Source organism: Pseudomonas sp. Hp2 (assembly GCF_006386585.1).
GTDB lineage: Bacteria > Pseudomonadota > Gammaproteobacteria > Xanthomonadales > Xanthomonadaceae > Pseudomonas_S > Pseudomonas_S boreopolis.
Map to the genome: position 1 here is coordinate 280,518 of NZ_VAHJ01000002.1, position 21,564 is coordinate 302,081.

The window sequence follows — 21,564 nt, forward strand, 5'->3', positions numbered from 1 at the left end:
ACCATCCTGGCGGATGGTCGGGGAGACAGGATTCGAACCTGCGACCTCTACGTCCCGAACGTAGCGCTCTACCAGACTGAGCTACACCCCGAATGAGCCGCGCATGATACCGGGATATCGCGGCTCCGGCAAGCGCTTTCGATGAACCGGGGGCGGCCGGGGGACCCGCGCCGGCCGCCGGTAGGCGCGCAAAAAGGCCGGCTTGCGCCGGCCCTTGCTGAACTGGTCGGGGAGACAGGATTCGAACCTGCGACCTCTACGTCCCGAACGTAGCGCTCTACCAGACTGAGCTACACCCCGCGGTGGGCGCACATGATGCGGGATCGCTCACGGCGCGGCAAGTCTTGCCTTCAGCGTCCGTTTCCCGGCGCATCCTCCTCGCGCATCTCGAACCACATGCCGTTGAGCACGGCGGCCAGCGAGGCCAGGCCGGTACCGAGGATCCAGGCGAAGTACCACATTGTCGTTTGCTCCTTTGGGCGAGTCCTTCGCAAGAGCCCGCACAGCCATGTGCGGGGATTCGACCGGGCAGGTCCCTCTGCAAGAACCCGCACGTCCATGTGCGAGGATTCGACGGGGCAGGTCCCTCTGCAAGAGCCCGCACATCCATGTGCGGGGATTCGACTGCGGGAAACCCGGCGATCAGTAGGCGTTGGGGTTGCTGCCCAGCTCGTCGGCGGTGACCTTGCCCTTGAGCACGCGGTACACCCAGGTGGTGTAGGCCACGATGATCGGCAGGAACAGCGCGGTGACCAGCAGCATGATCCACAGTGTCAGGTGGCTGCTGGAGGCGTCCCACACCGTGAGGCTGGCGGCCGGCACGCTGGAGGAGGGCAGCAGGAACGGGAAGATCGCCAGGCCGACGGTCAGGATGACGCCGGCGATGCCCGCGCCCGAGGCGAGGAAGGCCAGCCCGCCGCGGCGGCGGCGCAGCAGCAGCGCGCTGGCCAGCAGCCCGAGCAGGCCCACGGCCGGGGCGAGCAGCGTGGCCGGCATCGCGCGGTAGTTGTGCAGCCAGCCGCCGGCGCTGCCGAGCGCGGCGGTCTTCAGCAGCGGGTTGGTGTCCAGGTCGGTGGCCTGGGCCGAGGTGATCGCGTAGCCCGGCAGCCAGGTGGCGACCAGGACGCCGCCCAGCGCGAACAGCGCGAACGCGGCGACCGCGGCGAGGCTGCCGTACTTCGCGGCGCGCTCGGCGACCGGGCCGTCGGTCTTCAGCACCAGCATGGCCGCGCCGTGCGCCACCAGCATCGCCACGCTGAGCAGCCCGGCCAGCAGGGCGAACGGCGTCAGCAGGCCGAAGAACGAGCCGGTGTAGAACACCCGCATGCTCTCGTCGAAATGGAAGGGCACGCCCAGCAGCACGTTGCCCATCGCCACGCCCATGATCAGCGAAGGCACGAACCCGCCGACGAACAGGGCCCAGTCCCAGTTGTTGCGCCAGCGCGGGCTGGCCAGCTTGCCGCGGAACTTGAAGCCGACCGGGCGCAGGATCAGCGCGAGCAGGATCACGAACATCGCCAGGTAGAACCCGGAGAAGCTCACCGCGTACAGCGGCGGCCAGGCGGCGAAGATCGCGCCGCCGCCCAGGATCAGCCATACCTGGTTGCCTTCCCAGACCGGGCCGATGGTGTTCACCACCAGCCGGCGCTCGGCGTCGTCGCGGGCCACGAACGGCAACAGGGTGCCGACGCCCAGGTCGAAGCCGTCCATCACCGCGAAGCCGATCAGCAGCACGCCGAGCAGCAGCCACCAGATCACGCGCAGCGTCGTGTAGTCGAGCAATACGAAATCCATGAGGGGTCTCCTGGCTTACGGCTGGCCGCCGGCCAGCGCTTCGGTGCCGAGGGGGGCATCGGGCGATCGCGGCGCCGGCAGCGGCGGGGCGAGTTCGTCCGGCCCCTTGCGGATCGACTTGAGCATCAGCTTGATCTCGATGACCATCAGCACGGTATAGATCGCCACGAACCCGCACAGCGACAGCAGGATCTGGTGCAGCGCCAGGCCCGAGGCGGCGTAGAACGTAGGCAGCACGCCTTCCACCGCCCAGGGCTGGCGGCCGTACTCGGCGATGAACCAGCCGCATTCGATCGCGATCCACGGCAGCGGCAGCGTCCACACCGCCACCCTCAGGAACCACCTCTTCTCCTCGAAGGTGTGCTTGCAGGCGAACCAGAACGCCACGACGAAGAACGCGATGAGGTAGAAGCCGATGCCCGCCATCACGCGGAAGGTCCAGAACAGCGGCAGCACGCGCGGCACGGTGTCCATCGCCGCCTGGGCGATCTGCTCGGGAGTGGCGTCGAGGATGTCCTCGCGATAGCGCTTGAGCAGCAAGCCGTGCCCCAGGTCCTGCCAATGGCGCTCGAACATCTCGCGCGCCTCGGCGTCGTTCCTGTCGGCGCGCAGGCGCTGCAGCGCGCCGTAGGCCAGCTGGCCGCCACGCACGCGGTGTTCGGCGCGCTCCACCAGTTCGAGGATGCCCGGGATCGGCTGGTCGAGCGAACGGGTGGCGATCAACCCCATCAGGTAGGGGATCTTGATCGCATGGTCGTTCCGGTGCGTGGCCTGGTTGGGGATGCCGAACGCGGTGAAGTCGGCCGGGGCCGCCTCGGTTTCCCACATCGCCTCGATCGCGGCCAGCTTCATCTTCTGGTGCTCGTTGGCGGCGTAGCCGCTCTCGTCGCCCAGCACCACCACCGAAAGCGACGAGAGCAGGCCGAACGCGGCGGCGACCGCGAACGAGCGGCGCGCGACGTCGCGGTGCCTGCCGCGCAGCAGGTAGAACGCCGAGATCGCCATCACGAAGGTCGCGCCCAGCACGTAGCCGGCGCTGACGGTGTGCACGAACTTGGCCTGCGCCACCGGGTTGAACAGCACCGCCATGAAGTCCACCACCTCCATGCGCATCGTGTCGGGGTTGAACACCGCGCCGGTCGGGTTCTGCATCCAGCCGTTGGCGATCAGGATCCACAGCGCCGAGAAGTTGGTGCCCAGCGCCATCAGCCAGGTGACGGCGAGGTGCTGCACGCGCGAGAGGCGGTTCCAGCCGAAGAAGAACAGGCCGACGAAGGTCGCCTCCAGGAAGAACGCCATCAGCCCTTCGATCGCCAGCGGCGCGCCGAACACGTCGCCCACGTAGTGGCTGTAGTACGACCAGTTCATGCCGAACTGGAACTCCATCACGATGCCGGTGCCGACGCCCATCGCGAAGTTGATGCCGAACAGCACGCCCCAGAAGATCGTCATGCGCCGCCATACGTCGCGCCCGGTCATGACGTAGACGCTCTCCATGATCGCGATCATGAAGGACAGCCCCAGGGTGAGGGGCACGAAGAGGAAGTGGTACATCGCGGTCAGTGCGAACTGCAGCCGCGACAGTTCTACGACTGTCGAGTCGATCATGGCTGGCTACCTGGTGGGTTCCTTGGGAAGTGCTGCGGCGGATGATCGGCCGGGATGGTGTGCCCCGCGTTGATCCAGATCAATGCGACGATTTGCCCCATGGCCGATGCTGGCGCTCCGGACGGAAGGCCCGACTACAATCACGGACCGATCGAAGCCTGTGGAGCGCGTCATGCACTTTGAGATGGGATCTGCCGGTCGCCGGTCCTCCTCCTTGAAGTCACGTAGGGAAAGCCGACATCGCATGGCGCTTTGCCCGGTCGGGCCGATCCAGGCGGATACGTGCGCGACTTCCGCCTTGCGCCTCCGCGTGCGCCACGCTTCGATGGAGTGGTCTTGAGCGCCCGCCCCGCGCGCGTCAACGGTACGTCCGGATCGCGTCGACGGCACGTGAAATGGCTGGCGAGCCTGGCCCGCGACGCCAGGCGGACCGATGCCGGAGCCGCGGCGGCGACGGGCATGTCCGGCCTGCTGCTGGTGGCGCAGGCGGCCGCGATCGCGTGGATCGTGCACGCCGCCTTCGAACTGCACCGGCCGGTGGCCACGCTCTGGCCGGCATTCGCCGTGTTGGCGGCGACGCTCGCCGCGCGTTCGGGGCTGCAGTCCCTGTCGTCGTGGTGGGCGGGCGAAGTCGCCGATGCCGCGCGCCTGGCCCTGCGCCGCCGCGTCTACCGCCGGCTGGCGGAACGGGGCCCGCTGTGGCTGCGCCAGCGCCGCACCGGCGAGTTGGGCGAACTGCTGTTGGCGCATGCCGATGCGCTGGAGGGCTACTTCGCCGGCTACCGGCTGGCCCGCGTGGAGGTCGCGGTCGTGCCGCTGGCGATCCTGGTGGCGGTGGCCTGCGTGGACCGGGTGGTACCGATCATCCTGTTCTGTACGGCGCCGCTGATCCCTTTCTTCATGATGCTGGTGGGGTGGGGCGCGGAGGCCGCCGGGCGCGCGCAACTGGCGGAGCTGGCCCGCATGGGCGGGCACTTCGCCGACCGGCTCAAGGGCCTGGGCCTGCTGCGCGTGTACGGACGCGGCGAGGCCGAACTGGAGGGCATCGCCGCCGCCGCCGAGGGCGTGCGCGTGCGCACGATGAAGGTGCTGCGGATCGCCTTCCTGTCCTCCACGACCCTGGAATTCTTCGCCTCGGTGAGCGTGGCGATGGTCGCGCTGTACCTGGGCCTGGGCTACCTGGGCATGCTGCCCATCGCCGGCGCCGGTTCGCTCGGCGTGGGCGTGTTCTGCCTGTTGCTGGCACCGGAGTTCTTCGCGCCGCTGCGGCGATTGGCGGCGCACTACCACGATCGCGCCAACGCACTGGCGGCCGTGGCCGAGGTGGAGCGGTTGCTGGGGACGACCGACGTGCCGGCCGGGCCGGACGACGCGGCGCCGGCCCGGCCGCTGGAAGTCGCCGAGGCGCATGCGCCGCTGCTGGAAGCGCGCGACCTCGCCCTGCGCCCGCATGGCGCGCCGGCCGCGGTGCTGCGCGGCGTTTCGCTGGCGTTGCAGCCCGGGCAACGGCTGGCCCTGGTCGGGCCGAGCGGCAGCGGCAAGAGCACGCTCCTGGAAGCGATGGCCGGCTGGCTGCCGCCCGAACACGGCCGCCTGCGCCTGCGCCCGGGGGTGAAGGTCGGCTACGCCGCGCAGCGGCCTTACCTGTTCCACGGCAGCATCGCCGACAACCTGCGCCTGGCCGACCCGCAGGCCAGCCTTGCTCGCATCCGCGCGGTGGCCGAGGCGGCGCAGGTGATGCGGTTCGCCGCGCGGTTGCCGGACGGGCTGGACACGGTGATCGGCGAGCGCGGCTTCGGCCTGTCCGGTGGCGAGGCGCGGCGCATCGCGCTGGCGCGCTTGCTGCTGCACGAGCCCGACCTGCTGTTGCTCGACGAACCCACCGCCTTCCTCGATCCGGATACCGAGGCCGACCTGTTGCGCACGCTGGGCAGCTACGCGCGCGGCCGCGCCGTGGTGATCGCCACCCACAGCGCTGCCGCCATGGCCTGGGCCGATAGCGTGTATCGCCTGCGGCCGGAGCGGGCCAGGCCGGGGGCCGTGCCATGAAGGAGCGGCGCGACGAACTGGCCTGCGTGTTCCGCCGCCATCGGGGGCGGCTGGCGCTGTCCGCGTTGCTGGTGCTGGCCACGATGCTGGCGGGCGTCGGCCTGCTGGGCCTGTCCGGCGGCTTCCTGGTCGCGGCGGCGCTGGCCGGCGTGGCAGGGGGCCAGGCCGGTTTCAATTTCTTCTCGCCGTCGGCCGGCATCCGGGCGCTGACCTTCGCGCGGATCGCGTCGCGCTACGGCGAGAAGCTGGTCGGCCACGACGCCACGCTGCGGATCGCCCGCGACCTGCGCGTCTGGTTTTTCCGGCGTGCGCTGCCGCTGGCGCCGGGCCGGTTGTCGGCCAGTCGCATCGGCGAGCTGATGGCACGGCTGATGTCGGACATCGGCGAGGTCGATGGGCTGGCCGTGCGCGCATTGGCGCCATTGGCCGCGCTGCTCGGGGTCGGCCTGCTGGGCATCGCCGCCGCGGCGGCGATCCATGTCCCGGCCGCGATCGCGATCGCGGCGACCGGGCTGGCGATCGGCGTGCTGGTGCCATGGCAGGTCGCACGCGGCGCGCAGGCGCGCGAGCGCATGCGCGCGGCACGGCGCACCGCTCTGCGCACGGCGGCTTTCGAGGGCATGGAGGGCGCTGCCGATCTGCATGCGCTGCAGGCCGAGCCGGATTGGATCGCGCGCGTGGATCGCGCCGCGGAGCAGGTGGCGCTCGGCGATCGCCTGCAACGCCGCCGGCTCGTCGCCGGCACGGCCTTGCACCTGGCCTGCGGCGGCGCGGGCCTGCTGGCGATGCTGTACATCGCGCTGTCGGCAGCCGAGCGGGGGGCGGTCGCGCCGGAAATGGCCGCCGCGCTGGTGTTCCTGATGCTGGGGCTGCTCGACGTGTGGGCCGGCGCCGGCCTGGCCTGGCAGGCCTTGCAGTCGGGACGCGTCGCGTCGCGGCGCCTGCAGGCGATCGTGGACCAACCGGCCGGCACGGGCGATCCGGTACGGCCGGTTTCGCCGCCGGCACGCGGCGAATTGCGTTTCGAGGACGTGCATTTCGCGTGGCCCGGAAGCGGGCGCAAGGTGTTGGATGGCCTGCACTTGCGCATTGCGCCCGGCGAGCGCATCGCCATCGGCGGCGATAGCGGTTGCGGGAAGACCACGCTGTCCTCGTTGCTGTTGCGGCTATGGGATCCGATGCAAGGCCAGGTGAGCTACGGCGGCATCGACCTGCGCGCGATGGCGCAGGCGGAGTGGCACCGTCGCATCGCCTGGCTGCCGCAGAACGCGCCGGTATTCGCCGGCAGCCTGCGCGCCAATCTCCTGATCGGCGATCCGCATGCCGACGACGCGGCGCTTTGGCGGGCTTTGCGGCAGGTGAGATTGCACGATTGGGCGCAGGCCCAGGGGGGGCTGGACACGTGGGTCGGAGAGAACGGCGCGACCTTGTCGGCGGGGCAGGCGCGCCGGCTGGCGCTCGCCCGGGCGCTGCTGCGCGACGCACCGGTACTGCTGCTCGACGAGCCGACCGAGGGCCTGGACGTGGACACCGCGCACGCCATGCTGCTCGATCTCGCGCAAGCGCTGGACGGCCGCACGCTGGTGATGATCAGCCACGACGACTTGCCCGATGGCGTGGTGCATCGGCGTTACCGACTGCAGGGAGGGCGCCTGCAGCCCGCGGACGCAGGCATGGCCCCTCTTCCTCCGGGGTGAGAAGGCACGGTTTGCATGCCAATGGCTCGCAAGCCACACGCCTGCACGCCGAGGCGAGAAGGAAAATCCGGCGTCTCGCTACACCTTCATGATGGAGACCGGATGCGAATGGGCCAGCAACGTCCTATCGATCGAGAGCGTCAAGAAACGCCTGCACCGCGGGCCCGAACCGCTCGAAATCGACCAGGAATGCGTCGTGTCCCTGCGGCGAGTCCAGCCCCAGGAACTGCGCCTCGGCGCCGCCCCGGCGCAGGCCTTCGGCGATCTGCTCCTGCTGCTGCACCGGGAACAGGATGTCGGTGTTGGCGCCGATCGCCAGCGCCTTGCCGACCTTGATCTTCGCCAGCCCGGCCAGCACGTCGCCGTCGGCGTACTCGGCCAGGTCGAACCAGTCCATGGAGCGGCTCAGGTAGAGATAGCAGTTGGGGTCGAAGAAGCGCACGAAGCGCCGCGCATGGCCTTCCAGGTAGCTCTCGACCTGGAACTCCAGGCCGAACGGGTCGTCGTCGGCCTGGTCGGAATCCAGTCGCACGCGCCCGAAGCGCCCGTCCCATTCCAGGGCCGAGCGATAGGTGATGACGCCGAGCTTGCGCGCCATGCGCATGCCGTTCTCGGGGTAGCGGGTCTCGTCGTAGTCGCCGCCGTTCCAGTTCGGGTCCAGGCGGATCGCCTCGCGCTGCAGCGAGCGGATCGCGATCGAGAACGGCAGCGCCTGCGCGCTGCCCGAGATGTTGATGTGGCTGCGCGCGATGCCCGGGTGCCGCAGCAGCAGCGCCAGCGCGGTCATGCCGCCCATCGAGTTGCCGATCAGGCAGGCCAGCTGCTGGATGCCGAGCGCGCGCACTACCGAGGCCGCGGCATCGGCGACGTCCTCGATCGAAAGATCGGGAAAGGACAGCCGGTAGGGCTGGCCGGTCGCCGGGTCGATCGAGGCGGGCCCGGTCGAACCCTTGCACGCGCCGAGCGAGTTCACGCAGACCACGAACCAGCGATCGGTATCGATCGGCTTGCCGGGGCCGACCATCGCCTCCCACCAGCCGTTCTCCGGGTTGCCGGCGTTGCGCGCGGCATGCGCGTTCGGCGACAGGCCGGTGACGATCAGGATCGCGTTGCCGCGCCCGGCATCGAGTTCGCCCCAGGTCTCATAGGCGATGCGCGCGCCATGCAGCGCGCCGCCGCGCTTCATCGGGAAGGGCGAGGGCAGGGCGTGGAACTGGCTTCCGGGCGGGATGAATTCGGTCATCGGGAAATCTTAAACGGGACTGGGGGCTCGGGACTCGCGGAAGCGCGTCAAGGCCGGCCATGATCTTCCGAGCCACCCGCCTGCAGTCCCGGGCCGCGGCCTTTGCCGATCACCAGTTCGACCGGCGCATCGGCCGGCAGCTTCACCCGCACCGGCGCCGATTCGATGTCGCCGTCCTGGCGCATGGCGTTGCCGCTGGCGGAGAGCCGCGCGAACACCTCGACTTCCGGCAGCGCCGACAGCTTCTGCGTCGGCATCGGGCCGTCGCCGTCGTCCAGCGTCGCCGTCAGCGGCAGTTCCTGCAGGGCGTGCTTCTCGACCGCCACCGGCATCGGCGGGCCGCCCGGGATGCGGGCGATCACGAACACGCTGGCATCGCCACGCAGGCGCACGCGCGCGGCGAAATCGGGATCGAGCGCGACTTTCACGGCCAGGGCGCGCGGCGCCGGCGCGGCGGCATCGAGCGGCGGTTCGCCGGCCTCCTGGCGGGCCAGGTCGATCTGTTCCAGCAAGCCGGCGCGGGTGCCGGCGTCGACCTGGTCCAGCAGCGGTTCCCAGGTGCGCGCGGCCTGCGCCGGCTGGCCGGCCTGGCGCTGCGCCACGCCGAGGAACCAGCGGGCGCGCTGGTGGTCGGGTTGCAGCGCCAGGGCGTGCTCGAGCCACTGCACGGCGGTGGTGTCCAGGCGCTGGCCGGAAGCGGCCTGCATGCGCGACTGCGCCGCGGCGACCAGCACCTCGGGCTGGTCCGGCGCCAGTTCGCGCGCGCGCGCGAACGCATCGCGCGCCTCGGCGAAGCGCTGCTGGTTCATCAGCGAACGGCCCAGCAGCAGCCAGCCTTCGACCTGGCGGGGATCGCGCCGCAGCGCCTCGCGCAGCTGCGCGATGGCCTCGTCCAGGCTGCGCGGCGTATCGGCCTGGACGGGTACGGCGTCCACGGCCGCCGGCGTGCCGACCAGGCGATACATGGCCAAACAGGCGAGGCCGAGCAGCGCCACGCCCGCCAGCACCACGCCGCGCGATTGCCGCCACAGCGGCCAGAGCACCGCGCCAAGGGTGGCGGCCACGAGGACGGCGGCGATGCAGGCGAACAGCGGCATCACCACTCCTGCTCGTCGCCGGCTGGCGGCACGCGCCCATCGCGGTGGCGCCGGACCATGCGCAGCACGATCGCGCCGCCGATCAGCAGCAAGGCCAGCGGGCCGAACCACAGCACCCAGGTGCGCCGCTCGAGCTGCGGGCGGTACAGCACGAACTCGCCGTAGCGCTCGACCAGGAACTGCTTGATCTGCGCGTCGCTGCGGCCGCGCTGCATCAGGTCGAGCACCTCGCGGCGCAGGTCCTGGGCGATCTGCGCGTTGGAATCGGCCAGCGACTGGTTCTGGCACTGCACGCAGCGCAGCTCGGCGGTCAGTGCGTGGAAGCGCGCCTCCTCGGCGGCGCTGCGATAGTGCAGCGGCGTCGGGTCGCCGAGCGGTTCGGCCAGGGCCGGCGCGGCCAGCAGCGCGAGCAGCAACAAGGCCTTCTTCATTGCGCGGCGCGGGCGGCAGGCGGAGGGGGCGCCGCGGTGCGTTCGGCCTTCTCCAGCGCCGGCAGCAATTGCTTGTGGATCACCTCGTCGGTGAGCGCGCCGCTGTACTTCCAGCGCACGATGCCGTTGCCGTCCACCAGGAAGGTCTCCGGCGCGGCGGCCACGCCCCAGTCGATCGCGGTGCGGCCCTCGGGATCGAACAGCACCAGCAGGTACGGATTGCCGAGCTGTTCCAGCCAGCGCAGCGCCTCGTCGCGGTCGTCCTTCCAGTTGTAGCCGACCACCCGCACGCGCTTGCTCAAGGCGAAGCGGCTCAGCACCGGATGCTCCACCTGGCAGGCCGGGCACCAGCTGCCCCAGACGTTGAGCACGTACGGCGCGCCTAGCAGGTCGCGGGCGTGCACGCGGGTGTCGGGCTCGTGCAGCAACGGCAGGTCGAAGTCGGGGGCGCGCTTGCCGATCAGTGCCGACGGCAGCGCATCGCGGTCGCCATCGCCGGAGCGCTTCACGGCGTAGGCCAGCAATGCCGCCAGGGCGAGGAACGCCAGCACGCCGGCGACGATCGCGGCGGTCGGCAGGCGGCGGGGGCTTGTATCGGACATCAGGACTTCTCCGGGGTACGGCGGAACCGCCGGTCGGCCGCGGTCACCAGGCCGCCCAGCGCCATCAGCAGCGCGCCCAGCCAGATCCACCGCACGAACGGCTTGAGGTGGGCGCGTACCGCCCAGGCATCGTTGCCCAGCGGTTCCCCCAGCGCAACGTAGATGTCGCCGGACAAGCCAGGGTGGATGCCGGCCTCGGTCATCACCTGGCCGCCGCTGGCGTAGCGGCGCTTCTCCGGGTGCAGGGTGGCGACCACGCGGTCGTCGCGCAACACGCTGAGCGTGGCGCGGTCGGACAGGTAGTTCGGCCCCTGCCGCTCGTCGAGGCGGTCGAAACGCAGTTCGTAGCGGCCCAGCGGCAGCGACTGGCCCGGCCCGAGCGCGACCTCGCGCTGCACGCTCAGCGCCTCGACCAGCAGCGCGCCGGCCAGGAACACCGCGATGCCGCCGTGCGCCAGGCACATGCCCAGCATCTCGGGGGTCAGGCGGCGGCCCTGCGCCTGCCAGCGGCTGGCGACGAAGCGCAGCGTGCCGAACATCACCCAGGCCGCGCCGAGCACGCCGAAGGCCGCCTTGAGCCGGCCCTGCGGCGCCACGAACCAGGCCAGGCAGGCCGCGACCAGGGCCAGCAGCGCCCACGGCAGCAGCATCGCCAGCGGCCGCGAAGCCTGCTCGCGCTGCCAGCGCGTCAGCGGGCCGAACGGCACCAGCGCCACCAGCGGCGCCATCAGCAGCACGAACAGCGTGCCGAAGTAGGGCGGGCCCACCGAGATCTTGCCGAGTTCCAGCGCGTCGGCCAGCAGCGGGTAGAGCGTGCCCAGCAGCACCATCGCGCAGGCGCAGCTCAGCAGCAGGTTGTTGACCAGCAGCAGCGTCTCGCGCGAGGAACCGGCGAAGCGCGCGCGCGCCGCATCGGCCGGGTTCTCCAGGCGCGGCGCACGCAGCGCGTACAGCAGCAGCGAACCGCCCACCACCAGCAACAGGAACACCAGGATGAACAGCCCGCGCGAAGGGTCGGCGGCGAAGGAGTGCACGCTGGTCAGCACGCCCGAGCGCACCAGGAACGTGCCCAGCAGCGACAGCGCGAACGCGGCGATCGCCAAGAGCAGCGTCCAGCCGGCGAAGCTGCCGCGCTTCTCGGTCACCGCCTGCGAGTGCAGCAAGGCCGTGCCGGCCAGCCATGGCATGAAGCTGGCGTTCTCGACGGGGTCCCAGAACCACCAGCCGCCCCAGCCCAGCTCGTAGTAGGCCCACCAGCTGCCCAGCGCGATGCCGAGGGTCAGGAGGGCCCAGGCGACGTTGGTCCAGGGCCGCGTCCAGCGCAGCCATTGCGCATCGATGCGGCCTTCCAGCAGCGCGGCGATCGCGAACGCGAACGGCACGGCAAAGCCGACGTAGCCGGCGTAGAGCATCGGCGGGTGGACGATCAGCCCGGGATCCTGCAGCAGCGGGTTGAGATCGCCTCCTTCGACGGGCGCGGGCAGCAGCCGCGCGAACGGATTTGAGGTGAACAGCAGGAAGGCCAGGAAGCCGAGGCTGACGATCGCCATCACCCCCAGCACCCGCGCGACGACGCGCTCGGGCAGGCGGCGCGACGCCAGCGCCACCGCCGCCGTCCACAGCCCCAGGACCAGCGTCCACAGCAGCAGCGAGCCTTCGTGCGCGCCCCAGACCGCCGAGTAGCGGTAGACCAGCGGCAGCAGCGAGTTGGAGTTCTCGGCGACGTAGCGCACCGAGAAGTCCTGCGTCACGAACGCGTGCGTCAGCACGCCGAACGCGCCGGCCAGCAGCGCCAATTGCGCGAAGGCCGCCGGCCGCGCCACCGCCATCCACGCCGCATTGCCGCGCTGCGCGCCGGCCAGCGGCAGCACCGCCTGCAACAAGGCGACCAGCAGGGCGAGGATCAGCAGGATGTTGCCGAGTTCAGGAAGCATCGGAGAGCCAGGCCCCGGGAACATCAAGAGCGGCTGCCATGCGGCCGGCGCCGCTTCCACGGGTCCCGGCCTTCACGGCGCCGCCTCCACCTGGTGCTTCTTGTGCGCCGCGCCCATCTTGTCGGCCACTTCCTTGGGCATGTAGGTCTCGTCGTGCTTGGCCAGGACGTCCTCGGCGACGAATACCCCGTCCCGCATGCGCCCGGTGGCGACTACCGCCTGGCCCTCGCGGAACAGGTCCGGCAGGATCCGGTCGTAGCTCACCGGCAATTGCGCATCGCCGTCGGTGACGCGGAAATGCGCCTGCAGCGAACCGGGCGCGCGCTGGAACGAGCCCTTCTCGACCATGCCGCCGAGCCGGAACCGGGCCTGTTCGCCGGCCTCGCCGCGCAGCACTTCGGAAGGCGTGTACAGATAGGCGACGTTGCGCTGCAACGCCATCGCCACCAGCGTGGTCGCCAGCCCGCCGGCGAACACCAGCACCAGCACCCACAGCAGTCGCCTGCGCCGTACCGGGTTCATCGCACCAGCTCCGCATCGGCGGACGCGGCGGCCTGGCCGCGCCGGCGCGCGCCGCGCGCCCTGGCCTGCCGCAGCGCCCTCCGCACCTGCCAGCGCGCCGCCAGCGCCTCCCACAGCAATACCAGCGCGAACACCGCGTAGGCGGCGATCACATACGGCAGGTAGCTCATGCGCGTTCCTCCGCCAGCTTGGCCACCCAGTCCTTGCCGGCCTCGCGGCGCAGGTTGTCGGCGCGCGCGCGCACCAGCAGCGAGCCGGCGAACCAGAACTTGGTGGCGAACACCATCAGCCACAGCGGGGGCAGCATGCTCGGGTCCATGCTCGATTCCCCGAACAGGCGGATGGTCTGGCCCTGGTGCAGCGAGTTCCACCACACCACCGAGTAGCGGATCACCGGCAGCAGGGCCACGCCGACGATGGCCAGCAGGCCGGCCGCGCGGGCGGCGTTGCGATGGTCGTCGATGACCTGGTACAGGCCGATCACGCCCAGGTAAAGGAACAGCAGGATCAGCTCGGTGGTCAGGCGCGGGTCCCAGTCCCACCAGGTGCCCCACATGGGCTTGCCCCAGATGCTGCCGGTGAGCAGGGTGACGAGGGTGAAGGCGGCGCCGATCGGGGCGCAGGCCATGGCCAGTATCTCGCACAGCTTGATGCGCCAGATGAGGGCGATGGCCGCGTACAGCGCCATCAGGCCGAACACGAACAGGCTCATCCAGGCGCTGGGCACGTGGATGTAGAGGATGCGGAAGCTGTCGCCCTGCTGGTAGTCGGCCGGGACCACGAACAGGGCCTGCCACAGGCCCAGGCCCAGCAGCACCAGCGCGGCGGCGTAGCACCACGGTGCCCAGCGCCGGGCGAAACGGTCGAAGAACGGGGGCGAACCGAGTTGGTGGAACCAGCGGACGACGAGGTTCATGCGATGGCGGTGGGCTCTCGGTGTTGTCTTGGGTTCCGGTCAACTCAACGAAATGCGGATCGCGGCGGCGGCCGCCAGCGGCGCCAGCACCAGTCCTGCGACCAGCCCGGCCCCGAGCAACAGCAACGCGCCCACGGCATCCTGTCCCTGCGCGCTGGCGGCGACGCTGCCGGCGCCGAACACCAGCACCGGCACGTACAGCGGCAACGCCAGCAACGCCACGAGAATACCAGAGCGTTTCATGGTGACGGTCAGGGCCGCCACCACGGCGCCGAGGAGGCTCAGCAGCGGCGTGCCCAGCGCCAACGATGCCAGCAGCATCGGCAACCGGTCATGCGGCAGGTGCAGCAATTCCCCGAGCAGCGGCGTGGCCACGATCAGCGGCAGCGCGCTGGTGGCCCAGTGCAGCAGCACGCGCACCAGGATCAGCCAGGACAACGGCACCGGCGCGAGCAGCCATTGCTCCATCGAGCCGTCCTCGACATCGCCGCGGAACAGCGAGTCCAGCGACAGCAGCCCGGCCAGCAGCACGGCGAGCCACATCACCGCCGGCGCCGCCTGTGCCAGCAGTTCCGGGCGCGTGCCCAGGCCGAGCGCGAACAGCACCACGATCAGCAGCGCGAACAGCGCCGGCTGCAGGGCGTCGCCGCGGCGCCGCCACAACAGCCTGAGGTCGCGCGCGACCAGCGCCCGCGAGGCCTGCCACAACGACGGGGTGGGCGAGGGCACGCTCATGCGGCACCTCCCAGCACCAGCATTCGGGTGCGCACCGGCGGCGCGGCGTAGGCGCCGTGCGTGGTGACCAGCGCACCGCCGCCGCTGCGCAGGTGCGCCGAGATCATGCGGTTGACCAGGTTGATGCCGTCCAGGTCGAGGTTGGCGTACGGCTCGTCCAGCAGCCACAGCGGTGCCGGCGACAGCCACAGCCGGGCCAGCGCCAGGCGCTTCTTCTGCCCGGCCGAAAGCTGGCGCACCGGCGTGTCCTCGTAGCCGGCGAGCCCGGCGATCGCCAGCGCGCTGCCGGGCATCTGCTTGGTGCGACGGCCGTGCAGGCCGCACAGGAAGTGCAGGTTCTCCAGCGTGGTCAGGTCGGCCTTGAGGCCGGGCAGGTGGCCGAGATAGGCAATGAAACGGCTGCGGTCGCCGCGCTTGGCCGGCCTGCCGTCGATCTCGATCCGGCCCGACTCCAGGTGCAGCAGCCCGGCCAGCAGGCGCAGCAGCGTGGTCTTGCCGGCGCCATTGTCGCCCTGGACCAGCAATGCCTCGCCGGCATCGACATGGAAATCGATCGGGCCGAACACCGGCTCCTCGTTGCGGGTGAAGGCCAGCGCATGCGCGGCAAGCAGGGGCGGCGCGGAGTACAGCGGATCGGTCATCGGTGAGTGGCGCCGGGCAGGGCGGAAGGCGGGCGGCATTGTAGCCGGGGATTCCTTCTCCCTGCGGGAGAAGGTGGCGCGTCCCCTCACCCCGACCCTCGCTTCGCGCCCCGGCCCACGCCAGCGGCGTGGGCGCTCAAAGGCACGCACGCCAGTGGCGTGCAAGCCATGCCTCCTCGCCCCACCGGGAGAGGGGCTAAACTCGCGATCCCACGTCTCCTGGATCGCGCGATGCCCCTGACGACCAAGCTGCCCAAGGTGGGCACCACCATCTTCACCGTGATGTCGCAACTGGCGGCCGAGCACGGCGCGGTCAATCTCGGCCAGGGCTTTCCCGATTTCGCGGTGCCGCAGCGGCTGGTCGACGAACTGGACGCGGCGATGCGCGCCGGCCACAACCAGTACCCGCCGATGACCGGCGTGGCGCCGCTGCGCCAGGCGATCGCCGGCAAGGCCTTGCGCTGCTACGGCGCGCAGGTGGACGCCGATGCCGAGATCACCGTGACCAGCGGCGCCACCGAGGCGATCTTCAACGCCATCCACGCGGTGGTGCGCCCGGGCGAGGAAGTGATCGTGCTCGACCCGGCCTACGACTGCTACGAGCCGGCGATCGACCTGGCCGGCGCGCGCGCCGTGCACGTGCCGCTGGATCCGCGCACCTTCGCGCCGGACTGGGCCAGGATCCAGGCCGCGATCACGCCGAAGACCCGCCTGCTGATGATCAACAGCCCGCACAATCCGTCCGGCGCGATGTTCTCCGCCGACGACATGCGCACGCTGGCCGACCTGCTGCGCGGCACCGACATCTTCCTGGTTTCCGACGAGGTCTACGAACACATCGTGTTCGACGGCCGCCGCCACGAGTCGGTACTGCGCTGGCCGGAACTGCGCGAGCGCGCCTTCGTCGTTTCCAGCTTCGGCAAGACCTATCACTGCACCGGCTGGAAGATCGGCTACGCGATCGCCCCGCCGGCGCTGACCGCCGAATTCCGCAAGGTCCACCAGTACAACACCTTCGCGACCTTCGCCCCGGCCCAGCATGCGTTCGCCGCGATGATCCGCGACGAACCGGAGCACGACGAACGGCTGGGGGCGTTCTACCAGGCCAAGCGCGACCGTTTCCGCGAGCAACTGCTGGGGACCCGGCTCAAGCCGTTGCCGGTGCCGGGCGGTTACTTCCAATTGGTCGACTACTCTGCGGTCAGCGACCTGCCGGACACCGAGTTCGCGAAGTGGCTGACGATCGAGAAGGGCGTCGCCGCGATTCCGTTGTCGCCGTTCTACGAGGCGCCGCCGCAGGGCCAGCGCCTGGCGCGGCTGTGCTTCGCCAAGAACGAGGCGACGCTGGATGCGGCGATCGAGCGGTTGAAGAAGCTGTGATTGGTGATTCGTGATTGGTGATTCGAAAGAGCAGAATCACCATCAGCCATCGCGCTTCCGCTTTTCCGAATCACGAAATCACCAATCCCGAATCACGGATCCCATGAACGACTTGCGCATTTCCCTCGTCCAGGGCGACACCCGCTGGCACGATCCGGCCGGCAACCGCGAGCACTACGCCGCGCTGCTGGCGCCGCTGGCGGGCACGACCGACCTGGTGATCCTGCCGGAAACCTTCACCAGCGGTTTTTCCAACGATGCCATCGAGCGGGCCGAGGGCATGGACGGGCCGACCGTGGCCTGGATCCTGGAGCAGGCCGCGCGCCTGGACGCGGCGGTCACCGGCAGCGTGCAGCTGCGCACGCCCGCGGGCGTGTTCAACCGGCTGCTGTTCGCCACGCCGGACGGGACGCTGGCCCACTACGACAAGCGCCACCTGTTCCGCTACGCCAACGAGCACCAGCGCTATGCCGCCGGTCGCGACCGGCTGACCGTGGAATGGAAGGGCTGGCGGATCAATCCGCAGGTCTGCTACGACCTGCGCTTCCCGGTGTTCTGCCGCAACCGCTTCGATGTGGAGCGGCCGGGGCAGCTCGACTTCGACCTGCAGGTCTTCGTCGCCAACTGGCCTTCGGCGCGGGCCTATGCCTGGAAGACCTTGCTGCGCGCGCGGGCGATCGAGAACCTGTGCTACGTCGCCGCGGTCAACCGGGTCGGCATCGACGGCAACCAGCTGCACTACGCCGGCGACAGCGCGGTGATCGACTTCCTCGGCCAGCCGCAGCTGGAAATCCGCGAACGCGAGCAGGTGGCGACCACCACGATCTCCGCCGCGGCGCTGGCCCAGCACCGCGAGCGCTTCCCGGCCATGCTGGACGCGGACGCGTTCGAGCTGGGCTCCGCCAACGCCGATCGCTGAACGGAACCACGCCGTCCGGCCCCGCGTTGTCGCGGCCCGGACGGCGGCACTGCTAACCTCGCCGCCGTGTTCACACCAGGACGTTTCCCGTGACCAAGACCCTGAGCCTGATCGCGCTGCTGGCCGCGGCCTCGCTGGCCCCGCAGGCGCGCGCCGCGGGCAACATCGACTGCGAGCTGCGCTTCAACCTGTCCGGCTGGTCGATCTTCTACAAGACCGCCAACGGCACCGGCACCATCACCTGCGACAACGGCGCCAGCATCCCGGTGAAGATCGTCGCCAAGGGCGGCGGGCTGACCGTCGGCAAGTCCAAGATCGTCAACGGCAAGGGCAAGTTCACCGGCGCCTACAGCCTCAACGACCTGATCGGCACTTACGGCGGCGCCGAAGTGCACGCCGGCGCGGTCAAGTCGAGCAACGCGCAGGTGGTGACCAAGGGCGACATCTCGCTGGCCCTGGCCGGCACCGGCGAAGGCTGGGACCTGGGCGTCGGCTTCGGCAAGTTCGTGATCTCGCGCCGCTGAGCCGGGCCGGGCGGCTTCCGCCCGCGTCGCTCCCCAAAGGAAAAACGCCCCCGGAGGGGCGTTTTTTCGTGGCCTGGATCCGGCCTCCGGCTCAACCGCCGCGCGGACCGCGGCGCGGACCGGTGTTGCCGCCGGGACCGCGGCCGCCCGGGCGGTTGCCGCGCGGGCCACCCGGGCCGCGATTGCCGCCACCGGGCCGCCCGCCGCCCGGACGGGCGGCGCCGTACGGGCTCAGGCCCGGCGTGGCGTGGTCGGACGGGAAGCTCGGCGCGTTGCCCGGATGCCCGTACGGGTGCTTGCGCTGGCCCTGGCCGGCGCCTGCGCCGCCGCGGGCCTGGCCCGGGCGCCCGGCGCCGGGGCCTTTCGGCTTGCCGTAGGGACGGCCCTGGCCGCCCGGGCCGGCATTGCGATGCCCGCTCGGGCCGGTGCTGACGCCTTCCGGCACGTACCAGCTGCGGAACGCGGCCGGATTGCCCTCGGGCAGGCTGCGGTCGCCCTTGGGCTTGCGCTGCTTGAACGGCTTCTGCGACTGCTTGGCCGCGGCCTCGCCGGTGACGGTCAGGCCGCCCTTGAAGCCGCCCTTGCCGCGACCGCGGCCGCGATCCTCGCGCACGTTGTCGAAGCGGCGCAGTTCGCGGCCTTCGTCGGCGGTGTTGTGGCCGTTGACGTAGGCGCCGGCGCTGCGGCCGCCGGCGACGTGCACGGTGGCCTTGGCGGCGCGGCGCTGGCCGATCACCGGCTGCAGGGTCAGCGCCGACGGCGCGCCTTCCTCCAGCTTCAGTTCGGCGCGCAGCGCCTCGACCTGCGCGCTCGGCAGTTCCACGGAGTGGCCGCGCAGCAGCTCGCGCGGCAGCGCGATCTTGCCGTAGCGGGTGCGCTTGAGCCGGCTGACCTGGCAACCCTGCGACTCCCACAACCGGCGCACCTCGCGGTTGCGGCCTTCCTTGACCACCACGCGGAACCAGTCGTGCGAGTCGGTGCCGCCGATGCGCTCGATCTCGTCGAACTTGGCCGGGCCGTCTTCCAGCGCCACGCCGCGCGCGAGGCGGTCGACGATGTTGTCCGGCACCTTGTCCTGGCCTTCCGGCGCACGCACGCGCACCACGTACTCGCGCTCGACCTCGAAGGAGGGATGCATCATCGCGTTGGCCAGCTCGCCGTCGGTGGTGAGCAGCAGCAGGCCGGTGGTGTTGATATCGAGGCGGCCGATCGCGATCCAGCGCGCGCCCTTGAGCGCCGGCAGCGCCTCGAAGATGGTCGGGCGGCCTTCCGGGTCCTCGCGCGTGGTCACTTCGCCTTCGGGCTTGTTGTAGATCAGCACGCGCGCCGGCTCGGTCAGGGCGCTGGCGACGAAGCTGCGGCCGTCCAGTTCGATCCTGTCGCCGCTCTTGACCGACATGCCGGTCTGCGCGACCTCGCCGTTGACCTTGACCAGGCCGTCGGCGATGCGCTGCTCGAGCGCGCGGCGCGAGCCCAGCCCGGCCTGGGCGAGCACCTTGTGCAGGCGCTCTTCGAGCTTGGAATGTTCGGGGGCGCTGTCGCGCTTGAGCGAGAGTTTGTTCAACGACAGCTTGCGGGTGGTGTCACTCATTGTTCTGGCTCCGGCCGGCGTTTTCCTCGTCGGCCTCTGGTTCTGGATCGGCTTCGTCAACAGCCACGGTCGTCGTCGCGACGGCGTTGTCTTCGTCTTCGTTCACGTCTGCCGCGCGCTCGCCCGGCGCGGCTTCGGGTTCGCCCTGGCGGGCGTCGTGTTCTTGGTCTTGCGATGCGTCTTGTTGCGATGCGTCCTGCGGGCCCGGGGCGTCGTCGCCGCCGACGTCGTCGTTGGCGCTCGCATCCCCGGGCGGCGAGGCGCTCGCGGCGAGCGGCGCGGCCGGCTGGCCTTCGGCGTCGAGCGGCAGTTCCGGGTCCAGCTCGCCGATGTCCTTCAGTTCCGACAATGGCGGCAGCTGGTCCAGGCTCTTGAGCCCGAAGTAGTCCAGGAACGCCTTGGTGGTGCCGAACAGCGCCGGCTTGCCGGGCACGTCGCGGTGGCCGACCACGCGGATCCACTCGCGTTCCTCCAGCGCCTGGATGATGTTGCTGCTCACCGTCACGCCGCGCACCTGCTCGATCTCGCCGCGAGTGATCGGCTGGCGGTAGGCGATCAGCGCCAGCGTCTCCAGCGTGGCGCGGGTGTAGCGGGTCTTGCGTTCGGTCCACAGCCGCGAGACCCAGGCGTGCACGTCGGACTTGACCTGGAAGCGGAAGCCGGAGGCGACCTCGACCAGTTCCACGCCGCGCTCGGCGCAGCCTTCGCGCAGCAGCTCCAGCGCGCGCGCCACGCTGCCGGGGGGCGCGGGCTCGTCCTCGGGGAACAGCTCGTTCAACTGGGCCAGGGTCAGCGGCTGGTGGCTGGCCAGCAGCGCGGCCTCGACGATACGGGTGATCAGCTGTTGGTCCATGGTTGCTCAGGTCGACACGGCGGGTTCGTCGCTGTCGTCGAACTCGCTCGAGAACTGCAAGGGCTCGTTGGTGTTGTTCAACGCCAGCGACTTGACGTAGATCGGGGCCAGCGGCGCTTCCTGGACGATGTCCAGCAACTGCTCCTTGGCCAGCTCCAGCAGCGCCAGGAAGGTGACCAGCACGCCGAGCTTGCCTTCCTCGGCGGTGAACAGCGTCTCGAACCGGTAAAACTTGCCGTCGCCCAGCCGGCTCAGCACGTCGCCCATGCGCTGGCGCACGCTCAGCGCCTCGCGCTTGATGGCATGGCCCGAGAACAGCTCGGCGCGCTTGAGCACGTCGTACAGCGCCAGCAGCATCTCCTTGAGCTCGACCGGCGGCGGCAGCTTGATCGCGGCACGGTCCGGCACGTGGGCATGCGCCGGGGTGGTGTCGCGGTCCTGGCGGGGCAGGGCGTCGATGTCCTCGGCGGCCTGCTTGAAGCGTTCGTATTCCTGCAGCCGGCGCACCAGCTCGGCACGCGGGTCCTCTTCCTCGCCCTCGGCGCTGGGCGGCCGCGGCAGCAGCATCCGCGACTTGATCTCGGCCAGGATCGCGGCCATCACCAGGTACTCGGCCGCCAGTTCGAAGCGCAGCTCCTGCATCACGTTGATGTAGTCCACGTACTGCCGGGTGATCTCGGCGACGGGGATGTCGAGGATGTCGAGGTTCTGGCGGCGGATCAGGTACAGCAGCAGGTCGAGCGGGCCTTCGAAGGCATCGAGGATGACCTCGAGCGCGTCCGGCGGGATGTACAGGTCCTGCGGGATCTGCAGCAACGGCTGCCCATGCACCAGCGCCAGCGGCATTTCCTGCTGCTGCGGCGGGCTCGGCGATGTCGGGGCAGTCGCGTCGGACGCGAGTTCGGAGGTCATCAGCTCGGATCGGTGTTGCGTTGCGCAGCCGCTGCGGACCCGGTCCGGCGCGGCCTTTCGTATCTCGTTGCAATCCCTGTCACGCCGGACAGGCGTGATTCCACACAACAAACCAG

General features: G+C 70.5%; 21 protein-coding genes and 2 tRNA genes. 5 read left to right on the forward strand and 18 right to left on the reverse strand.

What is annotated here, in order from left to right; all coding sequences use genetic code 11:
- Window positions 1-14: 14 nt before the first annotated feature.
- The 5 genes from FD678_RS06220 to FD678_RS06240 form a co-directional block, all read right to left on the reverse strand.
- Window positions 15-91 (reverse strand) — tRNA-Pro (locus FD678_RS06220).
- A gap of 132 nt (window positions 92-223) precedes the next feature.
- A tRNA-Pro gene (locus FD678_RS06225) sits at window positions 224-300 on the reverse strand.
- A gap of 50 nt (window positions 301-350) precedes the next feature.
- Entirely contained in the window at window positions 351-461 is a 111-nt protein-coding gene (gene cydX / locus FD678_RS06230; protein WP_140720476.1) for a cytochrome bd-I oxidase subunit CydX, read from the reverse strand.
- A 181-nt stretch (window positions 462-642) separates the two neighbouring features.
- On the reverse strand, window positions 643-1,782 hold the full coding sequence (gene cydB / locus FD678_RS06235; RefSeq protein WP_218569604.1) for a cytochrome d ubiquinol oxidase subunit II: 1,140 nt from the start codon (window positions 1,780-1,782) through the stop codon (window positions 643-645).
- A 27-nt stretch (window positions 1,783-1,809) separates the two neighbouring features.
- Window positions 1,810-3,402 (reverse strand): cytochrome ubiquinol oxidase subunit I, encoded by a 1,593-nt coding sequence (locus FD678_RS06240; protein WP_140720481.1) that lies wholly within the window; start codon window positions 3,400-3,402, stop codon window positions 1,810-1,812.
- Window positions 3,403-3,738: 336 nt separating this feature from the next.
- Here FD678_RS06240 and cydD point away from each other — a divergent pair, with 336 nt between their 5' ends.
- Window positions 3,739-5,451, forward strand: a complete 1,713-nt coding sequence (gene cydD / locus FD678_RS06245; RefSeq protein ID WP_140720483.1) for a thiol reductant ABC exporter subunit CydD — start codon at window positions 3,739-3,741, stop codon at window positions 5,449-5,451.
- Complete coding sequence (gene cydC / locus FD678_RS06250) at window positions 5,448-7,148, forward strand: thiol reductant ABC exporter subunit CydC (protein ID WP_140720486.1); 1,701 nt, start codon at window positions 5,448-5,450, stop codon at window positions 7,146-7,148. Before cydD ends, cydC begins: the two co-directional genes overlap by 4 nt.
- Window positions 7,149-7,272: 124 nt before the next feature.
- Here cydC and metX read toward each other — a convergent pair whose 3' ends face one another.
- From metX to ccmA, 10 genes are all read right to left on the reverse strand, one after another.
- The gene (gene metX / locus FD678_RS06255) at window positions 7,273-8,391 is read right to left on the reverse strand and encodes a homoserine O-acetyltransferase MetX (protein WP_140720488.1); all 1,119 of its coding nucleotides are present in this window, start codon (window positions 8,389-8,391) and stop codon (window positions 7,273-7,275) included.
- 47 nt (window positions 8,392-8,438) lie between these two features.
- Window positions 8,439-9,488 (reverse strand): tetratricopeptide repeat protein, encoded by a 1,050-nt coding sequence (locus FD678_RS06260; RefSeq protein WP_140720490.1) that lies wholly within the window; start codon window positions 9,486-9,488, stop codon window positions 8,439-8,441.
- The gene (locus tag FD678_RS06265; RefSeq protein WP_140720492.1) at window positions 9,488-9,919 is read right to left on the reverse strand and encodes a cytochrome c-type biogenesis protein; all 432 of its coding nucleotides are present in this window, start codon (window positions 9,917-9,919) and stop codon (window positions 9,488-9,490) included. Before FD678_RS06265 ends, FD678_RS06260 begins: the two co-directional genes overlap by 1 nt.
- The gene (locus FD678_RS06270) at window positions 9,916-10,521 is read right to left on the reverse strand and encodes a DsbE family thiol:disulfide interchange protein (RefSeq protein ID WP_140720494.1); all 606 of its coding nucleotides are present in this window, start codon (window positions 10,519-10,521) and stop codon (window positions 9,916-9,918) included. The genes FD678_RS06265 and FD678_RS06270 overlap by 4 nt, the downstream gene beginning before the upstream one ends.
- Entirely contained in the window at window positions 10,521-12,455 is a 1,935-nt protein-coding gene (locus tag FD678_RS06275) for a heme lyase CcmF/NrfE family subunit (RefSeq protein WP_140720496.1), read from the reverse strand. The genes FD678_RS06270 and FD678_RS06275 overlap by 1 nt, the downstream gene beginning before the upstream one ends.
- A 72-nt stretch (window positions 12,456-12,527) precedes the next feature.
- Window positions 12,528-12,977 carry a cytochrome c maturation protein CcmE gene (ccmE, locus tag FD678_RS06280; RefSeq protein WP_140720498.1) on the reverse strand — a complete coding sequence of 150 codons (450 nt, stop codon included), beginning with the start codon at window positions 12,975-12,977 and terminating at the stop codon, window positions 12,528-12,530.
- Window positions 12,974-13,147: a heme exporter protein CcmD gene (gene ccmD, locus FD678_RS06285; RefSeq protein WP_140720501.1), complete on the reverse strand. Its 174-nt coding sequence runs from the start codon at window positions 13,145-13,147 to the stop codon at window positions 12,974-12,976. Before ccmD ends, ccmE begins: the two co-directional genes overlap by 4 nt.
- On the reverse strand, window positions 13,144-13,893 hold the full coding sequence (locus FD678_RS06290) for a heme ABC transporter permease (RefSeq protein ID WP_140720504.1): 750 nt from the start codon (window positions 13,891-13,893) through the stop codon (window positions 13,144-13,146). The genes ccmD and FD678_RS06290 overlap by 4 nt, the downstream gene beginning before the upstream one ends.
- Window positions 13,894-13,932: 39 nt before the next feature.
- A complete protein-coding gene (ccmB, locus tag FD678_RS06295) occupies window positions 13,933-14,628 on the reverse strand; it encodes a heme exporter protein CcmB (RefSeq protein ID WP_140720507.1) in 696 nt (231 codons plus the stop codon).
- The gene (ccmA, locus tag FD678_RS06300) at window positions 14,625-15,269 is read right to left on the reverse strand and encodes a heme ABC exporter ATP-binding protein CcmA (protein ID WP_140720509.1); all 645 of its coding nucleotides are present in this window, start codon (window positions 15,267-15,269) and stop codon (window positions 14,625-14,627) included. Before ccmA ends, ccmB begins: the two co-directional genes overlap by 4 nt.
- Before the next feature lie 231 nt (window positions 15,270-15,500).
- Here ccmA and FD678_RS06310 point away from each other — a divergent pair, with 231 nt between their 5' ends.
- From FD678_RS06310 to FD678_RS06320, 3 genes are all read left to right on the forward strand, one after another.
- Window positions 15,501-16,649, forward strand: coding sequence for a pyridoxal phosphate-dependent aminotransferase (locus FD678_RS06310; protein WP_140720513.1), 1,149 nt, complete (start codon window positions 15,501-15,503; stop codon window positions 16,647-16,649).
- A 103-nt stretch (window positions 16,650-16,752) separates the two neighbouring features.
- A complete protein-coding gene (locus FD678_RS06315; RefSeq protein ID WP_140720516.1) occupies window positions 16,753-17,568 on the forward strand; it encodes an amidohydrolase in 816 nt (271 codons plus the stop codon).
- A gap of 89 nt (window positions 17,569-17,657) precedes the next feature.
- Window positions 17,658-18,092 (forward strand): hypothetical protein, encoded by a 435-nt coding sequence (locus tag FD678_RS06320; protein ID WP_140720518.1) that lies wholly within the window; start codon window positions 17,658-17,660, stop codon window positions 18,090-18,092.
- A gap of 91 nt (window positions 18,093-18,183) precedes the next feature.
- Here the strand turns inward: FD678_RS06320 and FD678_RS06325 are convergent, their stop codons facing one another.
- Genes FD678_RS06325 through FD678_RS06335 form a run of 3 tightly spaced genes read right to left on the reverse strand, consistent with a single transcriptional unit; the run spans window position 18,184 to window position 21,448 of the window.
- Complete coding sequence (locus FD678_RS06325) at window positions 18,184-19,683, reverse strand: pseudouridine synthase (protein ID WP_140720520.1); 1,500 nt, start codon at window positions 19,681-19,683, stop codon at window positions 18,184-18,186.
- The gene (gene scpB / locus FD678_RS06330) at window positions 19,676-20,536 is read right to left on the reverse strand and encodes an SMC-Scp complex subunit ScpB (protein WP_140720522.1); all 861 of its coding nucleotides are present in this window, start codon (window positions 20,534-20,536) and stop codon (window positions 19,676-19,678) included. Before scpB ends, FD678_RS06325 begins: the two co-directional genes overlap by 8 nt.
- A 6-nt stretch (window positions 20,537-20,542) precedes the next feature.
- Window positions 20,543-21,448, reverse strand: coding sequence for a segregation and condensation protein A (locus FD678_RS06335; protein ID WP_140720524.1), 906 nt, complete (start codon window positions 21,446-21,448; stop codon window positions 20,543-20,545).
- Between the last annotated feature and the right edge of the window lie 116 nt (window positions 21,449-21,564).